Source organism: Novosphingobium resinovorum (assembly GCF_027922145.1).
GTDB lineage: Bacteria > Pseudomonadota > Alphaproteobacteria > Sphingomonadales > Sphingomonadaceae > Novosphingobium > Novosphingobium resinovorum.
On sequence record NZ_BSFC01000036.1, the window covers coordinates 24,399 to 43,739 of the forward strand.

Consider the following 19,341-nt stretch of genomic DNA (forward strand, 5'->3'; position numbering starts at 1 on the left):
AGAATCGCATTGTCGAACCCCGACCGCTGGGCTTGGACGATTCCGGTCTGTTGACCGTTAGGAGAAGAACAATGTCGCCCACCTTCAAGAAAATCGCTCCGGCCGTGGTCATTCTGGCCGGTTCCATGGGCCTCGGCGGCTGCGCCACCAAGGGTTTCGTGCGTGAGCAGGTCGCCGCCGTGAACCAGCGCGTCGATGCCCTCGACAGCCGTTTGCAGCAGACCGATGCGACCGCACAGGCCGCCCGTTCCGAAGCCCAAGCCGCATCCGGCCAGGCCCAGCAGAACAGCCAGCGCATCGACCAGCTCGGCGGCCGTGTCGACAGCGTCGAACAGCGAATGGCCGAAGCCCAGCGCAAGCGCGCCCGCAACTGATCCTTACGGCTACTCCGATAGTCCCGGCTTGATTCGAGTACTTTGACAGCGATGAACACGGTTTCCAGGGCGCTCGCCGGACTTCTGATGATCGGTGCGGCGTTGACAGGCTCCCCGCCTGCATGGGCGGCGAAAAACGCCCGGTCGGCAGGACCGAAGACATCGCAACCGCAAAGAATCGCGCCGGACAGCACGGCGATCCAGTCGCCAGACGCAACCCGCGTCGCCGACTGGATCGCCGCGTCGGGGGATAACAATGACCTGCCCTACGCCATCATCGACAAGAAGGCCGCAGCGCTGCTGTTGTTCGATGCAAAGGGCGAAAAACTGGGTCAGGTGCCGGTCCTCTTAGGCATAGCGCCGGGGGATGATGCGAGCCCGGGCATCGGCAGCAAGAATCTCTCCGAGATCGGCCCTGCCGAAAAGACCACGCCTGCCGGGCGCTTCCTTGCAAAGTTCGGCGTGGCTGCAGCCAACACCAGGGTGCTGTGGGTGGACTATGCGACCTCCGTGGCGCTGCACCCCATTCCTCGCCCGGGCAAGCCGAAGGAAAGGCGTCGAGAACGGATGCTTTCTCCTACCAGCGAAGACAACCGCATCACGTTCGGATGCATAAACGTGCCAATCGCGTTCTATACCAAGACCATCAGCCCGCTATTCCGGAAGAGGGGCGGCTACGTCTACGTAACTCCGGACATGAAGCCGCTTGAAGAGGTATTCCCGCGCATTCGCATGCAGTCTTTCGCGAATACCGGCAATTGACGCCTTGCCACGAGCATATCATCCGGTTGTTGAATTGAGGCGCAAACACTCTTCAGAAACATTGTGGAAATAATTCTTCCCTTTCCGTCGATCGTGTGCTAAAGACATTCTGGTCCCATTATTATGAATACTTATACCGTCTTCGGTGTGCTTGATTAGCATGCTCGAAGCCGGAGTACTTGTATGCAAGCATCGCCTGGTGCCGCCCGAGAAGGCGGGACATCCCCCCAGCGCTTGACAGTCCCACCGCGAGCGCCACGTATTTCGTTTCGGCCTACCGCTTCCATCGTCAGCAAGCTCTTGCGGCGCCCTGTTGCCGAACTGATTTCGGCCGCAAGCGATTCCTGGCAGATCGCACCCGGGACCGAGGTCCGCGTGCGGCCGGCGATATGCCTGCCGGGCCAGCTCGACCGCATCCGTGGCTCTGAATTCGGGACCTTGGACGAAGTCGTCCGGGACTTCAGGGGAGACTTCGCATCGATGCAGGGGGCGACGATGGGCTATCGCCTCAAGGACGTGCTTCTCGCCGATGGCGCACTCTATGCAGGGGGCGCGATGCGACACTTGCGCGCCCACGCGATCTGGAAGCCTGCCGCGACACCTGCATGCGAGTTCGACACCGCCTCGATCTACGAAAGCTGGATGGGCAACAGGTGGTTCGGGCTCTGGCTGGCGAACGACTGCCCAACCTACAGACTGGCGCAAGAAACCGGGCATCCGTTCACGACCGGCATGCCGACAGGCCACAAGAAGGATTACGAGGATCGGCTGGGTATGGCGCCAGAGCGCGGGTTCAGCGCGTGGTTCCGGGAACTCCACGTCTTCGATGATGCCGCCAACAACCGACACAAGCGACAACGGGCGGATGCCATTCGGGATCGTCTGGCCCGTGATGCGATGCCACCGCATCCGGGCGTGTTCCTCCTGAGGGGCAGCACAGGCGATCCTCGGGTGTTGCGCAACGAATGGGCGATCGCCGAGCGGCTCGGACGGGCACGCGGCTTCCAAATTCTCGACCCCAGCCACGCCAGTGTCGATGAGATCGCTCACGTCTGCGCGAACGCCGGCGTCGTCGCAGGAGTCGAGGGCAGCCATCTCAATCACGGCTTCGCGGTGATGCCGCCGAATGCCTGCGCGCTGGCCATCTTCCCGCCGACGCGCGCGGTTTCCGTGATGAAGATGCTTACGGACAGGCAGGAGCAAGACTTCGCGGTCGTCATCGGCGAAGGGAATGACGAGATCTTTGCCGCCGACATCGACGATATTGAAAGGACGCTCGATCTCGTGAAGTCTTGATCTCACCCGCCGCTCAAACGAGAGCGGCCTCCCGTTTACCCGGAAGGCCGCTCTCGGTGAAACTTCAGCGCCTTACTGGCAGGCGAGACATTCATCGTAGTCGGTCGAGCCGCCGCTGGCCGCCAGTTCGAACTTGGGCAGTTCGCTGGTGTTGTCGGCTTCCACGCCGCCTGCAAAACCGGCACGCTGCACCGACTTGGAGCGCAGGTAGTAGAGCGACTTGATACCCTTTTCCCATGCCTGGAAGTGGAGCATCATCAGGTCCCACTTGTCGACGTCGGCGGGGATGAACAGGTTCAGCGACTGCGCTTGGTCAATGTAAGGCGTACGGTCAGCCGCGAATTCGAGCAGCCAGCGCTGGTCGATCTCGAAGCTGGTCTTGTAGACCGCCTTTTCCTCGGCCGAGAGGAAGTCGAGATGCTGGACCGACCCGTTCTGCTCGAGGATCGAATTCCACACGTTGTTGGAATCCTTGGACTTCGAGGCCAGCAGCTTCTGCAGGTAGGGGTTCTTCACCACGAAGCTGCCCGAGAGCGTCTTGTGGGTGTAGATGTTCGCCGGGATCGGCTCAATGCAGGCCGACGTGCCGCCGCAGATGATCGAGATCGACGCGGTCGGCGCGATCGCCATCTTGCAGCTGAAACGCTCCATCACGCCTTGGTCGGCGGCGTCGAGGCACGGTCCGCGCTCCTTGGCGAGCATCATCGAGGCCTCGTTGGCCTTGGCGTTGATGTGCTGGAACATCTGCAGGTTCAGCGCCTTGGCCATCGCGCTTTCGAAGCCGATGCCCTTCTTCTGCAGGTACGAGTGGAAGCCCATCACGCCCATGCCGACCGAACGCTCACGCTCCGCCGAGTAGCGGGCGCGGGCCATTTCGTCCGGCGCGCGGTCGATGTAGTCCTGCAGGACATTGTCGAGGAAGCGCAGCACGTCCTCGATGAAGGCACGATCGCCCTTCCACTCTTCCCAGGTTTCGATGTTGAGCGAGGAGAGGCAGCACACCGCCGTACGGTCGTTACCAAGGTGGTCGCGGCCGGTGGGGAGGGTGATTTCCGAGCACAGGTTCGAAGTCGAGACCTTGAGGCCGAGATCGCGGTGATGCTTGGGCATCATGCGGTTCACGGTGTCGGAGAAGACGAGGTAGGGCTCGCCGGTGGCGAGGCGCACTTCGACCAGCTTCTGGAACAGCGAGCGGGCATGGACCTTGCCGCGCACCGAGCCGTCCTTGGGGCTGCGCAGGGCGAAGTCGGTGCCGTCGCGCACGGCTTCCATGAACTCGTCGGTCAGCAGCACGCCGTGGTGCAGGTTGAGCGCCTTGCGGTTGAAGTCGCCCGAGGTCTTGCGGATTTCCAGGAACTCCTCGATCTCGGGGTGCGAGACGTCGAGGTAGCAGGCGGCCGAACCGCGGCGCAGCGAACCTTGGCTGATCGCGAGGGTAAGCGAATCCATCACGCGCACGAAGGGGATGATGCCGCTGGTCTTGCCGTTGAGGCCGACCGGCTCGCCGATGCCGCGCACGTTGCCCCAGTAAGTGCCGATGCCGCCGCCGCGCGAGGCGAGCCAAACGTTCTCGTTCCAGGTGGCGACGATGCCTTCGAGGCTGTCCTCGACCGAGTTGAGGTAGCAGGAGATCGGCAACCCGCGCCCGGTGCCGCCGTTCGACAGGACCGGGGTGGCAGGCATGAACCACAGCCGCGAGATGTAGTCGTACAGGCGCTGTGCGTGCTCTTGGTCGTCCGCATAGGCGTCGGCCACGCGGGCGAAGAGATCCTGGTACTTCTCGCCGGGGAGCAGGTAGCGGTCGTCGAGGGTTTCCTTGCCGAAGTCGGTCAGGAGCGCATCACGCGACGCATCGGTGACGATAGTGAAGCGGCGATCGTGGATCGTCTTGGAATCGACGACCTTCTTCTTCGTCTTCGGCGCCTCGACCACCAGATCGGCGGTCGAGGTATCGGTCTTGTCCATGGCCACGGCCGAGGCTTCCTTTTTCATCGCCGCTTCGGAGACATGCCCGGCAAGGAGCGACTCCATATCGACTTGCGCGGGATCCGCGTAGCTCACATCCGAATCAGACACGTGTCCGTCGCTTCCATTCCTGAAGTCCACTGGTGCGCCCCCAATGTATCGTCAAAACCTGTCATCGAACCGCCACGAGGGCGATCCAAACTGCTTTCGGCGGCCAAGCAGGCCGGCACCGAGTCGAAGGGCGCTCAAGAACGCCCCATCTATCAGAACCAGCACAAAAAGAGAACGACATTCCCTGCCAGACCACCGGCGCGCCTGTTCGAGAAGTCTGGTCCCAAGGTTCCTGACGGGTTCCGCACGGGCCTTTCGGCTTATGCGCTGTATCCCTAGGTATTGAGGCCCCTCGATCGGTGCGACACAACCTATAGTGCCCTTTCCAGCGAGAGGTTCAAGAGGGGGCCGGAATATGGCATTGGCCCATGCATTCGCCACAGGGCCGTCACCTGACTGCCGCGACGCGCCGAATTTCCGTTGTCTTGCAGAAGCGCAACCCTTTGAATCGGCCCTCGCCTTCTAAATTTTTCCACATAAATCACCGGTGAGACGAATCGGGCGTGCGACGAACGGAGGTGGTCAAGACCCGACGCAGCGACGTTCCCCAGCATTCCCATCGGCGTTCGTCGAGATGCATGCGTCCCTTGACGAGGACCTGCAACCCCCGGCCGCCTCGCCGCTTATCAGCGTGAATGCGACGGCGCTGCGGCGCGTAGGGGAGTTATTTTGCAAATGCTGAACATCATCGGTGCCATCATCAGCGGCCTCGTCATCGGCGCGCTGGCCCGGTTCTTCTATCCAGGTGCAGTGCCCATGGGCTGGATCGCGACGATCCTGCTGGGCGTCGGCGGCTCGCTGCTGGCGGGGCTGGTGACCAGCCGCGGGCGCGGCGATTTCAGCCGCGCCGGATGCCTCGCCTCGGTGATCGGCGCTATCGTGCTGATCTTCCTCGGTCGGGTGTTGCATATCGGGTGACCCCTCGATCCCGTCATTGCGAGCGAAGCGAAGCAACCCGGGGAAGAGCAAAACTGCCCCGGGTTGCTTCGCTTCGCTCGCAATGACGCGGTGGCTCAGGGCACCAGCACCGTATCCAGCGGCTGCGCATCCGCCGCCGGATAATCCAGCGTATAATGCAGCCCCCGGCTCTCGTGCCGCTTCAACGCGGATTCGACGATCAGTTCCGCACTCTGCAGCAGGTTGCGCAATTCGATCAGGTCGGTCGAGACGCGGAAGTGGCGGTAGTATTCCTCAGTCTCGCCATTGAGCATCTGGATGCGGTGCATGGCGCGCTCCAGCCGCTTGGTGGTGCGCACGATGCCGACGTAGTTCCACATGAAGCGGCGGATTTCGGTCCAGTTCTGCTTGATGACGACTTCCTCGTCGGAATCGGTCACGCGGCTTTCGTCCCAGGCGCGCACTTGCGGCGGCGCCTCGAAACTGCCCCACTTCGCGAGAATATCCGCCGCTGCCGCCTCGCCGAAGACGAAGCATTCGAGCAAGGAGTTTGACGCCAGACGGTTCGCCCCGTGCAGCCCGCTCTCGGTGCACTCACCGGCGGCATAGAGCCCCGGCAGATCGGTGCGGCCGTCGAGGTCCACGAGGATGCCGCCGCAGGTGTAATGCTGCGCCGGCACGACCGGGATCGGCTCCTTCGTCATGTCGATGCCGAGGCCCATCAACTTCTCGTAGATGTTCGGGAAGTGCGCCTTCACGAAGTCTTCGGGCTGGTGGCTGACGTCGAGGTGGACGTAGTCCAGGCCGAAGCGCTTGATCTCGGAGTCGATGGCGCGCGCCACGACGTCGCGCGGGGCCAGTTCCAGCCGCTCGGGATCGTAGAAGGTCATGAAGCGCTTGCCGGTGCGCGGGTTAATCAGGTGCCCGCCCTCGCCGCGCACGGCCTCGGTGATAAGGAAGTTCTTGACGTCCAGATTGTAGAGGCAGGTCGGGTGGAACTGCATCATCTCCATGTTGGAGACGCGCGCGCCCGCACGCCAGGCCATGGCGATACCGTCGCCGGTGGCGCCGCGCGGGGCGGTGCTGAACTGGTAGACACGGCCCGCGCCGCCCGTCGCCAAAACCGTGGCGCGGGCGGTGAAGGCCTCGACCCGGCCGCTCTCCTCGTTCAGCGCATAGACGCCCCAGACGCGCCCCGAGCCCGAATAGCGCAGCTCATGCCGCCCGGTGATCAGGTCGATGCACGAATAGCCGGGAAGCAGGGTTATGTTGGGGTGCGCCTCGGCGGCCTGCAGCAGCGCCTGCTGTACCGCCCAGCCCGTGGCGTCGGCGACGTGGACGATGCGGCGGTGCGAATGGCCGCCCTCACGCGTGAGGTGAAGCGCCTCTCCGTCCGTGTTGAACGGCACGCCCAGTTCGACCAGCCGCTCGATGGCATGGGGTGCCCGCTCGATGACGAACTCGACCGTCTCGCGCCGATTGAGGCCAGCCCCTGCGACCATGGTGTCGCGGACATGCTCCTCGAAGGTATCCCCTGCGTCGAGCACGGCGGCGATGCCGCCTTGTGCCCATGCCGTCGAACCGCCGGTCAATGTGCCTTTGGCCAATACCGCGACCTTGACCTTGTCGGCTACCGCGAGCGCAGCCGTGAGCCCGGCCGCACCGGAACCGATCACAAGGACGTCGAATGCGCCGGCGGCGCTGGATGGCGTTTCCATGACGCCGCTCCTAGCGCCCGTTACGCATGGATCGCAATAGTTTGCTCACCGCTCCACTTCCATGTTGCGGTGCGATAGGGTTCTTATATAAGATAGACCAAGTCATTACAAAGACGGTTAACTTACGGCGATTTTGCTACTTGCCAACCCCGTTGATTAGTCTAGTCAGCTTCCGCTTCTCTTTGAGGAACCTATCTCGTGGCGATCTCGATTCCGCTTTGCTTTGCCAATAGGCATGAACCGGTTCGCAATGACGTGAAGTGGAATGGTCTCAATTATATCGGGACGTGTAAAAATTGCGGAAAGACTATTCGCAGACACAAACACAAGGTTTGGAAACTTGACGACAGTGAAGCAACCGACAAGTAAGTAAAAATCGTTAGCTTTAGGGCAAGCCTCTCATCCTCCCGAATATTCAGTGGGGAGAAGTGAGCACCAGCGCTTTTGCTTGACCCGGCCCGGCCTGTTGTAAAATTTTGTTAATCGCGCGCGATACCGCACCCCCGGGCACTACCCTGGAATTCCGAGACATCTGCACCGCAACATGAAACGGCGGCGAGCCGTTTTCCTCGTGCGCCGAGTCGTGACTGGGTTCAGGGGGCCAAATGTACCGCAGTGGTCAAGCGAACAAACACATCCTCAAGATCCGCTTCGCGAGTCGTCACGTCGACAATCGCGAATCCCTGCGCCTGCAACGCCGACATGATCTCACCCGCATTGGCACGATCCTTGTCGTAAGTGATCTCCAGAACCCGCTCGCCGGTCTTCACGCACTTCATAAAACCGGGGTGAGTGGGAAGTTCCGCCACATCGCGATCGAGGGTCAGGACGATGATCTTCTCGCGCGCCATGCCGACCAGTTCGCGGGTCGGCTTGTTGGCGATCAGTTCGCCGTGGTTGATGATGGCGATCCGGTCGCACAGTTCCTCGGCTTCCTCGAGGTAGTGCGTGGTCAGCACGATCGTCGCGCCTTCCTTGTTCAGTTCGGTGACCAGTTCCCAGAGCTGGCGGCGCAGTTCGACATCGACGCCGGCGGTCGGCTCGTCGAGCACCAACACTGGCGGGCGGTGCACCAGTGCCTTGGCGATCAGCAGGCGACGCTTCATGCCGCCCGATAGCGTGCGGGCATAGGCATCGCGCTTGTCGGCCAGGTGAACCGCGCGCAGCAGGTCTTCGGAACGACGCAGTGCCTTGGTGATGCCGTAGAGCCCGGCCTGGATTTCCAGCACCTCGAACGGGGTGAAGAACGGGTCGAACACGATCTCCTGCGGGACGATGCCGATCGCACGCTTGGCGTTGCGCTGGTCACGGTCGATGTCGAAGCCCCAGATGTCCACCGAGCCCGAGGTCTTCATGACCATGCCGGCCAGGATGTTGATGAGCGTCGACTTGCCCGCGCCGTTGGGGCCGAGCAGGCCGAAGATGCCGCCCTCCGGCACGTCGAACGAGACGCCCTTGAGCGCCAGCTTGCCCTCGCCGCTTCCGGCGGGAGCATAACGCTTGACGAGGTCACGGATGGCGATCGCGGGGGTAGAAGTGCTCATGGCCGTGCATGTGGGCCATGATCGCCACGGCGTAAAGACCGCAGGTGCTGCGTTGACGCTCTCGCGGCAGATGATATGATCCACACTATATCACTAAGCGTCGCCAATCGAGCGGCCGATATTGGAGAGCGCCCATGGCAACCGCAACGACGATCACCCCGGCCCCCATCGAGAAGGATTACTTCACCGACCATTCGGTGCTGCTCGACCCTTACGACTATTTCGAGACGATCCGCGCCCACGGCCCGGTCTATCAGATGCAGAGCCGTGACGTGATCGTGGTGACCGGCTTTGCCGAGGCGCTCGAAGTGCTGCTGAACAAGCGCGACTTCTCGTCCTGGCTGAACCCCGATCCGCTGGCGCCGCTGCCCTTCGCGGTGGAGGGCGACGACATCTCCGCCCTGCTGGGGGCCACCCCGAACGGGCAGATGGAACTGATGGTCTCCTACGACGGCGACAAGCATCTTGCCGCCCGCTCGCTGCTCAACCCGCTGTTCGTGCCCTCGCGCCTCAAGGCCAACGAAGCGTTCATGCGCGCCTATGCCGACGACATGGTTCGCGAGGCCGTCGCGGCGGGCGGGTGCGAACTGGTGGGCTCCATCGCCACCCCCTTCGTCACCATGGTCATCGCCGATCTGCTCGGCGTTCCCGCAGAGGATCGCGAGGCCTTCCGCAAGATCATCGACGATGCTCCCCCGCCCGGCAACATGGACACGCCCGACGCGCAGAGCATCCACCCCCTCATGGTCATGGCCGGCTACTTCGCGCGCTACATCGCCGAGCGCCGCGCCCGGCCGCAGGACGACGTCATGACCGAGATGGCGCTGGCCACGTATCCGGACGGCTCGACGCCCGACGCGATGGAGGTGGTGAAGTCGGCGATGTTCCTCTTCGCCGCCGGGCAGGACACCAGCGCCAAGCTGATCGGCAATGCCTTGCGCCGCCTGTGCGAGGATCAGGCGATGCAGCAGGCCCTGCGCGAGGACCGCACGCTGATCGGCCCGTTCCTGGAGGAAGTTCTGCGCGTCGAGGGCTCGACCAAGGCCACCTTCCGCATCGCCGCCCGGGCGACGAAGATCGGCGACATGGACATTCCCGCCGGCAAGCGCGTGGTCGTCTCGCTATCCGCCGCCAACCGCGACCCGCGCCGCTGGGACGAGCCGGGCGAATTCCGCATCGGGCGTCCGCGCATCAAAGAGCATCTGGCGTTCGGACGCGGCGCGCATACGTGCGCCGGGGCACCGCTGGCACGGGCGGAAGTGGCGGTCCTGCTCGACCGTCTGCTGGAACATACCGGTGCCATCACGCTCGACGAGGCGCATCACGGACCCGCGACCGCACGCGGGATCGACTACGAGCCGAGCTACATCATCCGGGGGCTCGCGAACCTTCACTTGCGGTTCGAGAGTAAAAGCTGATCTGATATTATAAATAACCGTCATTGCTAGCGAAGCGAAGTAATGACGGACGACGATTCAATCCGATCGCTTTATGCTCCAAGGTTACGACGCATCATGCTGTCGGTCGAACGCCGTCCGGCTGGCCTCGATCGCCGGACGTGCCCGGGCGGCCCAGGCGCCCAGCGCCTGCACCGGGCCTGCGAGCGAGCGACCAAGGTCGCTCAGCGCATATTCCACCCGCACCGGCACACCGACATGGACGGTACGCTCGACCAGCCCGTCCCGCTCCAGCGCGCGCAGGTTGCGCGAGAGCATCTGCTGCGACACGCCCCGGATCGCGCGCTTCAATTCGTTGAAGTGCAGCGGCGCCTCAAGCAGCGTCATCACCACCAGCATCGACCACTTGTCGCCGACCCGCGCGAGAATGTCGCCGACGAGGCGGCAGTCCTTGCCGTTGGGGTCGTGGACGATCGCTTCCTGCGGGGCGGCGGCAGGCCGGTCAGCTTCGTCGAACGTAGTCAGCTTCATGGTACCAGGTTCCGAAAATATGCGCTCTTGGCGCGATCATTCCAGCAACATAGCTAGACCTGGTCACATTTCCAGACTGAGGCACCCTCCCATGAAGCTCCTCCACCTCGATTCCAGCATTCTCGGCGACAATTCGGCCAGCCGCGCCATTTCCGCCGCCATCGTATCCTCGCTGACCACGGCCGATCCCTCGCTCGAAGTCACCTACCGCGACCTCGCTGCCGAGCCGCTGGCGCACCTGACCCTCGACGTCCTCGGCAACCCCGAGGGTACGCCCGAGCTGGCGCAGTTCCTCGACGCCGACGTGGTGGTGATCGGCGCGGGCTTCTACAACTTCTCGATCCCCAGCCAGCTCAAGGCCTGGATCGACCGCATCGCCATCGCCGGCAAGACCTTTCGCTACACCGCCGAAGGCCCCGTAGGCCTCGTCGGCGACAAGAAGATCTACGTCGCGCTCGCCCGCGGCGGCTACTACGGTGAAGGCCAGCCTGCCGCCGCTTTCGAGCACGCAGAGAGCTACCTGCGCGCGGTGCTCGGCTTCATCGGCGTGACCGAGCCGACTTTCGTGCTGGCCGAAGGCATCGCCATCGATGCCGACACCCGCGCGAAGTCCGTCGCCGCCGCGATCGAGGAAGCGGGTTCGCTAGCCGTCGCGGCCTGATCTGCACGCAATTCGACCATTCCCATTTACCCTCGTCATTCCCGCGAAGGCGGGGACCCAACTCCCGACCGTGCCTGTTGCATCGGCATCAGATGGGTCCCCGCCTTCGCGGGAATGACGGGTTTTTGGTATCGACGTTGCGACTGTTGCCATTCCATCTGGAAATCGCCGCAAACCCTTGGTAATCCGGCGACACCATGACCAACGCGCCCGAAACCGTATTCACCGATTCCCACCGCGTCTCCTGCGACGGGGCCACCGATATTCCCGGCGGAGCCGCGCTCGGTCATCCCCGCGTCTGGCTCGAAATCGACGAGAAGGGCTATGTCGAATGCGGCTACTGCGACCGCCGCTTCGTGCTCAAGGGCGGGGTTGCCGACAACGGGGCAGACCAGCAGGCCGCCTGATCCCTTCGCGGTTCTTGTCTTTCGCGCGGGGATAATGCTGCCTATATCGGCGGCATGACCATGACCGACCCGCGCTCGCTGCTCTACACCCAGCTCTCGCCCGAAGAGGCACAGGCGCTCGCCGCCGAGACGCTCAAGTCCTGCGAGGATGGCGAACTGTTCATGCAGTTCGTCGCCAGCGAGGCGTTCGGCTTCGACGACGGCCGCCTCAAGACCGCCGACTATTCGCGCGACGCGGGCTTCGGCCTGCGCGGCGTCTCGGGCGAGATGACCGGCTTCGCCCATGCCAACGAGATTTCCGCCGCCGCCATCCGCCGCGCCGGCGAAACACTGCGCCTGCTAGATCCCGCCACCGGCATTCGTCCGGCCGCCCCGCAGCGCACCAACGCCAAGCTTTACACCGACGTCTCCCCGCTCGACCTCGTGCCCTTCGCCGAAAAGGTGCGCCTGCTGGAGATGATCGACGCCGCCGCCCGCGCCCGCGACCCGCGCGTGGCGCAAGTCAGCGCCAGCCTGTCCGGCTCGTGGTCGGTGGTCGAGATCGTCCGCCCGGACGGCTACATCGCCACCGACGTGCGCCCGCTGGTGCGCCTCAACGTCTCGATCGTGGCGGAAAGCAACGGGCGGCGCGAAACCGGCTCGTTCGGCATGGGCGGTCGCTTCCTCTACGACGACCTGTTCAAGCCCGAGAACTGGAATGAGGGCATCGATACCGCCCTCGCCACCGCGCTGGTGAACCTCGAAAGCATCGACGCCCCCGCCGGTGAGTTCCCCGTGCTGCTCGGCCCCGGCTGGCCGGGCGTGATCCTGCACGAGGCGATCGGCCACGGCCTCGAAGGCGACTTCAACCGCAAGGGCACTTCGGCCTTCTCCGGCCGCATCGGCGAGCGGGTGGCCGCACCCGGCGTGACCATCGTCGATGACGGCTCGATCCCGAACCGCCGCGGCTCGCTCACCATCGACGACGAGGGCACCCCCACGCGCGAGACGGTGCTGATCGAGGACGGCATCCTCAAGGGCTACATGCAGGACCGCCTCAACGCCCGCCTGATGGGCGTCGAGCCCACCGGCAACGGCCGCCGCGAGAACTACGCCCATGCCCCGCAGGTGCGCATGACCAACACCTTCATGAAGGCGGGGAACGACAACCCGGAAGAACTGCTCGCGGGCATGAAGAAGGGCATCTTCGCCAAGAACTTCGGCGGCGGGCAGGTCGATATCGTCTCCGGCAAGTTCGTGTTCTCGTGCACCGAGGCCTACATGGTCGAGAACGGGAAGCTGGGCGCTCCGATCAAGGGCGCGACGCTGATCGGCGACGGACCTTCGGTACTCACCAAGGTCAAGGGCATCGGCAACGACCTCGAACTCGATCGCGGCGTCGGCGTGTGCGGCAAGGGCGGCCAGAGCGTGCCCGCCGGTGTCGGCCAGCCCACCCTGCTTATCGAGGGGCTGACGGTGGGCGGCACCGCCTGAGCCGAAGTATGTCGCCGGGGCTTCGACAAGCTCAGCCTGAGCGGGTTTGAGAGGATTACCCTGCTCCCGCTCACCCTGAGCCTGTCGAAGGGCGCGAACAGTCAGCCCAAGTTCAGACGAATCGTGCTACACACAAGATCAACGCGGGGTGCGTCAACTGAGGAAGAAGGCCATGAAGACGCTTGCGATCTGCGCGACACTCGCTGTCGCTTCGCTGCTCGCCATGCCTGCCGCAGAGGCCCGCACCAAGCTGACCGGTGAGCAACAGCTCGCCAAGATGCTGGACGGGCGCGAAGCCGGCAAGCCGGTGAGTTGCATCCCCTATTCGCAGACCCAGAACACGACCGTGATCGACAAGACCGCGATCGTCTACCGGGTCGGCGGCACGCTCTACGTCAACCGTCCGACGAATGCCGACCGGCTGGACGATGATGATGTCATGGTGACCAAGCTGTATACGTCGCAGCTGTGTCGCCTCGACACCGTGCAACTGCATGACCGCAACGCCAATTTCATGTGGAACGGCTTCGTCGGCCTGCAGGATTTCGTCCCTTACAAGAAGGTCGCATCGGCCAACTGAGCCTGAGCGGTCGCACGAAGAAGGCGGTCGGGGACCTCCCCGGCCGTTTTCCTCGTTTTGCTGCACTGCAGCGACTATCCGAACGGGTTAGCCACTCCGATACGGTTGTCCTGCCGCGCCAAGTCTGAAAACCTCCCCATGTACCGAGATCAGATCGATCTCGTCACCGTCAAGGATTCGGGCCGTGCAGGACCCCACCCACCCGCAGGCCCTCACGCCTCTCAAGCGCGCGGCCGTCTACGCAAGCGTCTTCCTGACCCTCGTGGGAATAGTCGATGCCTTGCACAATATCCCGGTGGTATCCGGGTGCGCCTTCTACGGCAACTGCGAGAGGGAATCCTTCCGCGATCCTCCCGGTAAACTCGGCAAGGACGTCCCGTGAGCGGCGAGGCGCCGGCGCTGGTCATCTACGATGGCGAGTGCATCTTCTGCCAGAACTACGTGCGCATGCTCAGGTTGCGCGACAGCGTCGGCCCCGTCGAACTCGTCGATGCACGCAGCGACGACCCGCGCGTGGCCGCGATAGCGGCGCAAGGCTTCGACCTCGACCACGGCATGGTCTTCTCCTACCGCGAGCGGATTTACCACGGCTCCGACGCAGTGCATGCGCTGGCGCTGCTGGCATCGCCCTCCAGCCTGTTCAACCGCATGAATGCCCTGCTTTTCTCGCGGCCGACCATCGCCCGGCTCAGCTATCCTTGGCTGAAGGCGGGGCGAAGGGCGACCCTGTGGCTGCGCGGGCGCAAGCGCATCGCACAGTCTCCTGCCGCCGGGGACTGACCGGCACCTAACGACACCGAGGGGAAACTTATGTCGTCGGCACCAGGCACTCCGCTTTTCCGCCCGATCGCGTGGCGCAGCCTGTCGCAGGGCGCAGTAACGCCCACTTTCGACGGCCTGACCGCCGTAGCCCCTTGCTGGGGCGTCGCGGCACTGTTCAGCATCGTCGGCGATCCGTGGGGCCTGACCGGGCGCGAAGGCGCGGTCTACATGCTACTGGCATGGTCGGTCGTGGCCACCAGCGTGATGACGATCCTGTTCCCGCGCAAGACTTACGCCTTCGTCGCCCTCGCCGCCTGCACAGTGCTGCTCTACGCACTGCGTCTGCCGGTCGCATCCAACAACAAGACGATCACCACGATGTTCGACTTGTGCATCCTGCTCAGCGGTGCAGTGCTGGCCGCACAAGGGAAACTGACCCGTGAGCGCCTTTACGAGTCACTGCGCACTCCGGCGCGCCTGATCCTCGCGACGATGTATTTTTACGGGATCTTCCATAAGATAAATACCGACTTTCTCGACCCTACCGTCAGTTGCGCGGTCGGCCTGTACAAGCCGCTGGCCGAGCCGTTCGGGCTGGAGGACAACCTCTTCGGCCGTTACCTTGCGATCTGGTCGACGTTCGTGATCGAGGGCATCGCTATCGTCGCGCTGTTCTGGAAGCGGTGGTTCGCGATCGGCCTGACCAGCGCGCTGGTGTTCCACTATATCATCCCGATCTCGGCTTATAGCTGGTACATGGACTTCTCCAGCCTCGTCTTCGCGCTCTACATGCTGACGATGCCGCGCGACGCCAGCGCGAAGATCTACGAGATTACCTGCCGTCATGTCGTGGAGCCGCTGCGCAGCCTGTTCGGCCGCATCGGCATTCTGGCGCCGATAGCCGCGCTTCTGGCGATCGCCACGCTGGTCGTGCTGCTACTGGCGCTCGCGAACCCGGGCCGCCCCGCGCTCATGCTGCTGCACTCGATCTTCATCCTGACCTGGGCAGTGGTGGGCGGCGTGGCCATGACCGCGATGATCTACGCAGCGATGCTATACCTGCCCTATCGCGGAGGAACCGCCGGTCGCAGTCCTTATGCTGCATGGAACAGGATCGTCCCGGTACTCTACTTCGTCAGTTGCCTGTCACCCTATCTCGGGCTCAAGACCGAAAGCTCGATCAGCATGTTCAGCAACCTGCACACCGAGGGCGGCACCACCAACCACCTGCTGTTCTCGCGGCCGCCCTATCTGTTCGACTATCAGCAGGACGTGGTGCAGGTCGTCGCCTCGTCAAGCCCCTCGCTCACCCGTACGGCGAACGAGGGCCGGATGAACGTGCTGTTTTCGATCGAGGAATTTCTGCGCCGCCACCCTGACCAATGGGTGACTTACATCCACGACGGCCAGTTGATCGAGCAGGCGACGGCCGCCAGCCTGACGCTGGAATCCGCGACCTGGCTCGAACGCAAGCTGCTCATCTTCAAGCAGGTCGACCCAAACCAGCCCAAGGTCTGCACACACTAGGGCAGACCGGGTTGTCGTTTACTCCCACTCGATCGTGCCGGGCGGCTTCGAGGTGTAGTCGTAGACCACGCGGTTGATGCCCTTGACCTCGTTGATAATGCGGGTCGCGACGCGGCTGAGGAACGCGGCGTCGAAGGGGTAGATATCCGCCGTCATGCCGTCGGTCGAAGTGACCGCGCGCAGGCCGCAGACGCTGTCGTAAGTGCGGCTGTCCCCCATCACGCCCACGGTCTTGACCGGCAGCAGCACCGCAAAGGCCTGCCAGATCGCGTCGTAGAGACCGGCGTTACGGATCTCCTCGAGGTAGACCGCGTCCGCCTTGCGCAGGATGTCACAGCGCTCGCGGCTGACTTCGCCAGGGATGCGGATGGCGAGGCCCGGTCCGGGGAACGGGTGACGGCCGACGAAGACGTCGGGCAGGCCCAGTTCGCGGCCGAGTTCACGCACTTCGTCCTTGAACAGTTCGCGCAGCGGCTCGACGAGCTTCATGTTCATGCGCTCGGGCAGGCCGCCGACGTTGTGGTGGCTCTTGATCGTCACCGAAGGACCGCCGGTGAACGACACCGACTCGATGACGTCGGGGTAAAGCGTGCCCTGCGCAAGGAATTCGGCGCCGCCGATCTTCTTCGCCTCGTCCTCGAACACGTCGATGAAGGTCTTGCCGATGAACTTGCGCTTGGCCTCGGGGTCGGTGACGCCTTCGAGGCCCTTGAGGAACAGCGTCGAGGCATCGACGTGGACCAGCGGGATGTTGTAGTGGCCGCGGAACAGGCTGACGACCTGGTCGGCCTCGCCCATGCGCATCAGGCCGTGGTCGACGAACACGCAAGTGAGCTGGTCGCCGATCGCCTCGTGGATGAGGACCGCACAGACCGCCGAATCGACGCCGCCGGACAAGCCGCAGATGACGCGCTTGTCACCCACCTGGGCGCGGATTTCCTCGATCTTGGTCTTGCGGAATTCCGCCATCGTCCAGTCGCCGGCGAGGCCGCAGACGTGGCGCACGAAGTTCTTGAGCAGTTTGCCGCCGTCGGGCGTGTGCACGACCTCCGGATGGAACTGCATCGCGTAGATGCGCTTCTCGTCGTTGGCGATCACGGCGAAGGGCGCGCCTGCGCTCGATGCGACCGGGCGGAAGCCCGGAGCGAGGCTGGTCACCTTGTCGCCGTGGCTCATCCAGACCTGGTGCTTCTCGCCGACTTTCCACAGGCCGTTGAACAGCGCGCACTCGTCGCCGATCTCGATGAAGGCGCGGCCGAACTCGCCCGCGTCGCCGCCGGTCACTTCGCCGCCCATCTGGTGCATCAACGACTGCTGACCGTAGCAGATGCCGAGAATCGGGCGACCGCTTTCCAGGATCACGTCAGGAATGCGCGGACCGTTCTCGTCCAGCACCGAGGCGGGCGAGCCGGAGAGGATCACGCCCACCGGGTTCATGCGGCGAAACGCTTCTTCAGCGGCGTTGAATGGAGCGATCTCGGAATAGACGCCGGCCTCGCGCACGCGCCGGGCAATCAGCTGCGTCACCTGGCTGCCGAAGTCGACGATCAGAACGGATTCGGTGGGCTGGATATTCATGGCGAGCCACTAGTCGCGCGCGCGTTGACTGTCCAGCCCCCGAAACGACCCGGATGACGCATCATTGCTGCGCACGGCGCCCCCTCAAGGCAGTTTTCCATTCGTGCGAAAATGCTCGGCGATTTCGAGTTCGCATTGCAGCATTTTCCGCGGCAGCGATGACTGCCTAATTTTTAGGCAGACGCCTTGCCGGAGCGCGAAGACAACCGGAGGTTTCAGCGACCGGATGGTAAAAGCGATAATGCCATTTACGGAAAACTGGCTCAGTTTGGCGATGACTTGAGCATCACGCACGCCAAATCGCTCCTTTGTTGCAAGACTTGCAACCTAACTTGCCCCTTTTGAATTTGCGCAAATTTTGTGCATCGCTATTTGCCGCATCGCAGCAAGAGGCGCCGGAACGCTTCGTGCCGCACGCAAAGCAGAGCGCCGGAACGCTCTGTGCATGCGATGAAACGATAAAAATGTTTGCAGGAGCTTTATTATGACCCTCGTGCACCGCACGTTCGGGTTCGCTGCCGCGCTGGGCACCAGCGCGCTGGCGTTTGCGCTCACCCTCGCCTGATTTCAGGCCTTGGGGGCGTTACCCTGAATTACCCATGAGAAGGGCGGCCCCAGGGCCGCCTTTTTTCGTATGGGCGACGTATTCTCTCCCGTCAGGCCGCCATCTTCAACGACACAGGGATACTGCGACCCTCGACCGCAAGCTGCCCCGGCATGCGCCATGTAGGAAGATCCAGCAGCCACTCGGCCGCGCGCGTGCGCACCAGCACGACATGCCCCGCGAGACACCCGGCCACGAGCAGCGGCACCGCTAGAAGCGGATAGGCCGCGCCGACCCAGATACTGCCGAGAAGCGGCGCCGCCCACCGTTCGATTGTGAAGGAAAGCGCCGGCATCAGCAGGAAGTGCATGAGATAGATCGGCAAAGTCCGCTTTGCCAGCCAGGACGCAGGGCGGATCAGCGCCGATCCGCGCCGCGCGATGAGCATGCAGAGCATCGCCCCGGCCGCGACCGCCAGGATATCCACCGGTAGGAGAAACGTATCAGACTTCAGCGCGACTGCCGCTCCGACAAGGTATGCCGCCCCCAGCACGAGCACCCGCGATGCCGTCGCCCGTTCCACGAAGGCCAGCACCTCGCCTTTCATCCGCACGCCGGCGACGAAGAAGATCGCACACCGCAGCATCTTGGGCTCGTGCGCGGCAAGCTGCCCCTCGAACACGGTGCCCAGCACGGACAGAACCGCGCAGAGCAGCAATGTCGTCCAGACCGGCAGCGACAGGGTGATCCGCGTCAGCAGGTAATACATGCCGAGCGCCACCAGATACCACGACACTTGCGTCAACAGGAGCGCTGGCAGGAAGCGATTGGTCATGGCGACCTCGAACCACCAGCCCACGGGATCGATCGGCGCCAGGATCTGATAGATCGTTGCCCAGACGAAATAGAGATAGAGCGGCTTCACCAACCGGCTGCGCTGCGTATCCGGCCGCGGCTCCATGATCGAATCCGATGCAAGTATCCCCGAAACCAGGAAGAACAACGGCATGCGGACCGGGCGGATGAAACCGTTCACGACATGCCACGCCGCCGCCAGCTCAGCCTGGTTAGCCCAGGGCATATGCGCGATCTGCTCGCCCAAATGCATCATAACCACCAGCAGGATGCACCCCGCCTTGGCAAGATTGGGCCAGACAAGTGGTCGTGTCCCGCGGGGTGGTGTAGGAAGGTTTCCCTGAGAGGGTGGCCACCGT

General features: G+C 63.5%; 19 protein-coding genes. 12 read left to right on the forward strand and 7 right to left on the reverse strand.

What is annotated here, in order from left to right; genetic code table 11:
• Positions 1–71 precede the first annotated feature (71 nt).
• The 3 genes from PKE80_RS20815 to PKE80_RS20825 all read left to right on the forward strand — a co-directional run bounded on the left by PKE80_RS20815 (position 72) and on the right by PKE80_RS20825 (position 2,432).
• Positions 72–374, forward strand: coding sequence for a hypothetical protein (locus PKE80_RS20815; RefSeq protein ID WP_271184176.1), 303 nt, complete (start codon positions 72–74; stop codon positions 372–374).
• Positions 375–425: 51 nt separating this feature from the next.
• Entirely contained in the window at positions 426–1,136 is a 711-nt protein-coding gene (locus PKE80_RS20820; RefSeq protein WP_271184177.1) for a hypothetical protein, read from the forward strand.
• A 495-nt stretch (positions 1,137–1,631) separates the two neighbouring features.
• Positions 1,632–2,432 carry a glycosyltransferase family 61 protein gene (locus PKE80_RS20825; protein ID WP_271184178.1) on the forward strand — a complete coding sequence of 267 codons (801 nt, stop codon included), beginning with the start codon at positions 1,632–1,634 and terminating at the stop codon, positions 2,430–2,432.
• A 72-nt stretch (positions 2,433–2,504) separates the two neighbouring features.
• On the opposite strand, the gene PKE80_RS20830 is transcribed toward PKE80_RS20825, so the two are convergent.
• Complete coding sequence (locus PKE80_RS20830; protein WP_271184193.1) at positions 2,505–4,463, reverse strand: ribonucleoside-diphosphate reductase subunit alpha; 1,959 nt, start codon at positions 4,461–4,463, stop codon at positions 2,505–2,507.
• A gap of 720 nt (positions 4,464–5,183) precedes the next feature.
• Here PKE80_RS20830 and PKE80_RS20835 point away from each other — a divergent pair.
• A complete protein-coding gene (locus PKE80_RS20835; protein ID WP_036529465.1) occupies positions 5,184–5,426 on the forward strand; it encodes a GlsB/YeaQ/YmgE family stress response membrane protein in 243 nt (80 codons plus the stop codon).
• Between the two features lie 95 nt (positions 5,427–5,521).
• Here PKE80_RS20835 and nadB read toward each other — a convergent pair whose 3' ends face one another.
• Both nadB and PKE80_RS20845 read right to left on the reverse strand, forming a co-directional pair.
• Complete coding sequence (gene nadB / locus PKE80_RS20840) at positions 5,522–7,123, reverse strand: L-aspartate oxidase (protein WP_271184179.1); 1,602 nt, start codon at positions 7,121–7,123, stop codon at positions 5,522–5,524.
• Positions 7,124–7,716: 593 nt separating this feature from the next.
• Positions 7,717–8,667: an ABC transporter ATP-binding protein gene (locus tag PKE80_RS20845; protein ID WP_271184180.1), complete on the reverse strand. Its 951-nt coding sequence runs from the start codon at positions 8,665–8,667 to the stop codon at positions 7,717–7,719.
• Positions 8,668–8,801: 134 nt separating this feature from the next.
• Between PKE80_RS20845 and PKE80_RS20850 the strand changes: the two genes are divergently transcribed.
• The gene (locus PKE80_RS20850; protein WP_271184181.1) at positions 8,802–10,085 is read left to right on the forward strand and encodes a cytochrome P450; all 1,284 of its coding nucleotides are present in this window, start codon (positions 8,802–8,804) and stop codon (positions 10,083–10,085) included.
• 84 nt (positions 10,086–10,169) lie between these two features.
• Here the strand turns inward: PKE80_RS20850 and PKE80_RS20855 are convergent, their stop codons facing one another.
• The gene (locus tag PKE80_RS20855; RefSeq protein ID WP_271184182.1) at positions 10,170–10,595 is read right to left on the reverse strand and encodes a winged helix-turn-helix transcriptional regulator; all 426 of its coding nucleotides are present in this window, start codon (positions 10,593–10,595) and stop codon (positions 10,170–10,172) included.
• 91 nt (positions 10,596–10,686) lie between these two features.
• Here PKE80_RS20855 and PKE80_RS20860 point away from each other — a divergent pair, with 91 nt between their 5' ends.
• The 7 genes from PKE80_RS20860 to PKE80_RS20890 all read left to right on the forward strand — a co-directional run bounded on the left by PKE80_RS20860 (position 10,687) and on the right by PKE80_RS20890 (position 16,005).
• Complete coding sequence (locus PKE80_RS20860; RefSeq protein WP_271184183.1) at positions 10,687–11,256, forward strand: FMN-dependent NADH-azoreductase; 570 nt, start codon at positions 10,687–10,689, stop codon at positions 11,254–11,256.
• Between the two features lie 197 nt (positions 11,257–11,453).
• Positions 11,454–11,663 carry a zinc-finger domain-containing protein gene (locus PKE80_RS20865; RefSeq protein WP_008827765.1) on the forward strand — a complete coding sequence of 70 codons (210 nt, stop codon included), beginning with the start codon at positions 11,454–11,456 and terminating at the stop codon, positions 11,661–11,663.
• A gap of 54 nt (positions 11,664–11,717) precedes the next feature.
• Positions 11,718–13,136, forward strand: a complete 1,419-nt coding sequence (gene tldD, locus PKE80_RS20870; protein WP_008827764.1) for a metalloprotease TldD — start codon at positions 11,718–11,720, stop codon at positions 13,134–13,136.
• A gap of 172 nt (positions 13,137–13,308) precedes the next feature.
• Positions 13,309–13,716, forward strand: a complete 408-nt coding sequence (locus PKE80_RS20875) for a hypothetical protein (protein ID WP_271184184.1) — start codon at positions 13,309–13,311, stop codon at positions 13,714–13,716.
• Positions 13,717–13,900: 184 nt separating this feature from the next.
• On the forward strand, positions 13,901–14,098 hold the full coding sequence (locus PKE80_RS20880) for a hypothetical protein (RefSeq protein ID WP_271184185.1): 198 nt from the start codon (positions 13,901–13,903) through the stop codon (positions 14,096–14,098).
• Positions 14,095–14,496, forward strand: a complete 402-nt coding sequence (locus PKE80_RS20885) for a thiol-disulfide oxidoreductase DCC family protein (protein WP_271184186.1) — start codon at positions 14,095–14,097, stop codon at positions 14,494–14,496. The genes PKE80_RS20880 and PKE80_RS20885 overlap by 4 nt, the downstream gene beginning before the upstream one ends.
• 30 nt (positions 14,497–14,526) lie before the next feature.
• The gene (locus PKE80_RS20890; protein WP_271184187.1) at positions 14,527–16,005 is read left to right on the forward strand and encodes a thiol-disulfide oxidoreductase; all 1,479 of its coding nucleotides are present in this window, start codon (positions 14,527–14,529) and stop codon (positions 16,003–16,005) included.
• A gap of 18 nt (positions 16,006–16,023) precedes the next feature.
• On the opposite strand, the gene guaA is transcribed toward PKE80_RS20890, so the two are convergent.
• The 3 genes from guaA to PKE80_RS20905 all read right to left on the reverse strand — a co-directional run.
• Positions 16,024–17,583 (reverse strand): glutamine-hydrolyzing GMP synthase, encoded by a 1,560-nt coding sequence (gene guaA / locus PKE80_RS20895; RefSeq protein WP_271184188.1) that lies wholly within the window; start codon positions 17,581–17,583, stop codon positions 16,024–16,026.
• An 84-nt stretch (positions 17,584–17,667) separates the two neighbouring features.
• Positions 17,668–17,877: a hypothetical protein gene (locus tag PKE80_RS20900; protein WP_271184189.1), complete on the reverse strand. Its 210-nt coding sequence runs from the start codon at positions 17,875–17,877 to the stop codon at positions 17,668–17,670.
• Between the two features lie 362 nt (positions 17,878–18,239).
• Positions 18,240–19,341 (reverse strand): acyltransferase family protein (locus PKE80_RS20905; RefSeq protein WP_271184190.1); only part of this gene is annotated, 1,102 nt, incomplete at its 5' end.